Source organism: Thermus islandicus DSM 21543, from assembly GCF_000421625.1.
Classification (GTDB): Bacteria; Deinococcota; Deinococci; order Deinococcales; family Thermaceae; genus Thermus; species Thermus islandicus.
Map to the genome: position 1 here is coordinate 1 of NZ_ATXJ01000052.1, position 2845 is coordinate 2845.

The 2845-nt window shown below is 65.2% G+C and carries 3 protein-coding genes and 1 pseudogene; 3 read left to right on the plus strand and 1 reads right to left on the minus strand.

The window, feature by feature from the left end; translation table 11 throughout:
- Window positions 1-155 precede the first annotated feature (155 nt).
- From H531_RS0112335 to H531_RS0112345, 3 genes are all read left to right on the plus strand, one after another.
- The gene (locus tag H531_RS0112335) at window positions 156-455 is read left to right on the plus strand and encodes a hypothetical protein (protein ID WP_245540703.1); all 300 of its coding nucleotides are present in this window, start codon (window positions 156-158) and stop codon (window positions 453-455) included.
- Window positions 456-472: 17 nt separating this feature from the next.
- Window positions 473-1651, plus strand: coding sequence for an MFS transporter (locus H531_RS13580; RefSeq protein WP_245540704.1), 1179 nt, complete (start codon window positions 473-475; stop codon window positions 1649-1651).
- A 219-nt stretch (window positions 1652-1870) separates the two neighbouring features.
- Entirely contained in the window at window positions 1871-2404 is a 534-nt protein-coding gene (locus H531_RS0112345) for a hypothetical protein (protein WP_014516139.1), read from the plus strand.
- Window positions 2405-2647: 243 nt separating this feature from the next.
- On the opposite strand, the pseudogene H531_RS14140 reads toward H531_RS0112345, so the two are convergent.
- Window positions 2648-2845: pseudogene (locus H531_RS14140) on the minus strand (IS1634 family transposase); the annotation flags it as partial.

Sequence of the window (2845 nt, forward strand, 5' to 3'; positions counted from 1 at the left end):
CCACCTTGAGCATGTCCATGGATCACCCCCGGTACCAGATACGGGCTGCGCCCGCAAGGGGAGATTTACCACGAAACGGAGATGTGGGTAAAGTCATTACAAACTCTTGACACGACCACCTCCCCCCTGCTACCCTGGGGCTAACCCGTAAGGGGGTGGAAGAAATGCACGAGAGGGGTTTACAACTTCCAAAGGTCGTAGGCCAGCAGCATGATTTCCTGATGGTTGCCATTGATACAGGCAATTTTATATTGGCTTACGAGGAGGACCTCGAAGAAGGATTAGGCTCGGAATACGAAAGGCTTTGGGTCGAAGACGTGCCCCTTGTCCTTGCCAGCGACGCTAGCGTTGTCCTACGCAGAGAGCGGTTCGGGGGAATACTCTACGGCTTTAAGAGGGGCATTTTTCTCAATTCGGACTATCCCCAATTACACCAGCGAAATCCCTCTAGCTGATGGCTCAGCGTCCCAGCATGGCTAAGGATTTAACTCCGCCCTCGGGTACCTTCTCCTTCTTCCTCCTCGCCTTCCTTCTAACCCTGACCGGCCAGGGCCTGGTGGTGGCGGGCCTATGGCGGTTCCTGGAAGCGGGAGCCTCGGGGCTACAAACTTCGGTCCTCACCCTGGTTCAAGCCTTAGCGAGCATCCTGACCCCCTTTCTCCTCCAATCCTGGCTTGAGACCAGGCCCCAAATGGTGCTCCGCCTCCTCGCCTTTGGCCTTGGGGTAGCGGCCCTCCTCGCCCTGGGAAGCCCTGGCCTTAGCACCTTTCTTCTCCTTTACGCCGCCTTGCTCGCCCTCTTCCTCTTCCTTACGGCTGCTCTGGCCATCTACGGCGTTTTACTGGGAAGCGCCCTGCCCCGCCTCTTCCCTAAGGAGGCCCTGTCCCAGGCCAACGCCCGCTGGGAAATGGCCAATACCTTGGGCCTGGTCCTGGCCCCCCTCATAGGGGGCTTTGCCGTGGACCGCCTGGGGCCCTACGCCCTTCCCCTCTTCGCCCTTCCTCTGGGGGTGGCCCTGGTCCTCCTCCTGGGCCTGAAGGCCCCTCCTCCCCTAGGCCCTTCCGAAGGGAGGCGGAAGGCCTTTGGGGGTGTACCCTTGGGTGTTCTCCTCCCCGTTGCTCTACCTGCCCTTCTCCCTGCCCTGGCCCTCACGGGGGGCGGGGTCCTCACCGCTCTTCTCTTCCACGACCTCAAGCGGCCCGAGGGGCTAGGTATCGCCTGGGCGGGCTTTAGCCTGGGGGGCTTCCTTGTGGCCCAGGCCCTTACCCGCGTCTCCCTCCCCCCGGTCCTTGGCCTCCTCGGGGGGCTTGGCCTCCTGGGCCTGGGCAACCTGGGGAACGGCCTCCTCCCTTACCCCCACCTCCTCCTCGGGTCTTTGGTCTCGGGGGCGGGGGTTTCCGTGGCCCGGATCGCCTTCCGGACCTTCCTCCAGCGGCTTGCCCCCCCGGAGACCCTGGTGGGCCTCTTTGCCTACGTCAACGTCCTCACCCAGACGGCCCGGGTCCTGGGCTCCCCCTTGGGCGGGGGGCTTGGGGACCTCCTGGGGCCCAGGGGGGCCTTCGTGGCCTTTGGGAGCGTTTTCCTCCTGGCCTCCCTTCTCTTTCCCCCTCTCCTCCGCCTCTCCCAAAGGGTTCTCTCCCCATCGCGGTGACGCCGAGGGGCGTGGGTGAGGCCCTCCTGGGCTCCACGGGCGGTATTCCCCTGCTGCTACTCTGGGGCTAACCCGTAAGGGGGTGAATGGCGATGCTCAAGGAGGTGCAAGAGGTCAGGGTCGGCGGCCGGACGCGGCGGGTGTACGTGCGCCCCTTTGCCATGCCTGCTCCATTACAGGTGGGGTCATCTGGATGGTGGAAGGGTTCGCTCTAGAGGCTTGAACCCGGTCTGGAAACTGGCCTTTCTTTCCGAGGCCCTGGGCGACCTGGGGGCCGCCCTGGGCTTCAGCGCCTTGAGCCTGGAGGTGGCCCGCACGGGGGAGGCCTTCTGGGTAGGCCTCTTCGCTGCCCTCGGGTACTTCACCCTAGGCCCTTTGCTCCTCCTGAGCCCCCGGCTGGACCGGGGAGACCCGGTGAGGGCCCTCCTCCTCCTGGCCCTTCCGTTCCCTCCTTTCCTCGCGGGGGGCCTGCTCTATGGGTTTGCCGTCGGGGTCACGGGCGTCCACCTGCGGGCCGTGCGGGGGTGGTTGCTGCCCGAGGAGGCCCTGGCGGGGAGCCTGGCCGCCCTGCGGGCCCTGATCTACGGGGCGGGCGCCTTAGGGGGAACCCTCTCGGGGGTCCTGGGGGGGATCGGCGTGACCCTGCCCTTGCGGGTGGCCCTGGCCTCCTTCCTGGCCTTCTACCTCTTCGCCCTTGGCCCGCTCCATCCCAGGCGCCTGGAGGAGGTAGAGGCCATGGGGAGAGCCTCCTAGCCGGTGCGAAGAGGGCTTGGTCTTATCGCTAAGCTTGTTTCCCGCAAGGCTGACCCTCCCCTGAGGCCCGGGTGGACCGGCCCTACCCATGGGGGTAGGGGGTAACACTACCTTGGAAGGGCGCAGATGGGCGGAGGGGGAACGGAGTCTCGGGAAAACGGCGGGAGGATTCCTGAGCCGCTTTGGCGTGGGGGTTTGGGCGTATCCCCTCAGTTTGTGGTGGTCCCACATTCCGCACCCCCTTCACTCCAGCAGGTAATATCGCCCGGCCCCCAGGAGGCGCGCCGCGGTCTCGTGATGGGGAGCCAGGTTGAGGACGAACCACCTGCCCCCCAGCTCCACCAGTCGGACCCACATAAAGAGTTGAAACACCCAGCGCAAGGTGGGCTTGGCTGTGGGTCTCCCCTTTTGATCCGGCAGGCTGGACCCCGTCCCCTCCAG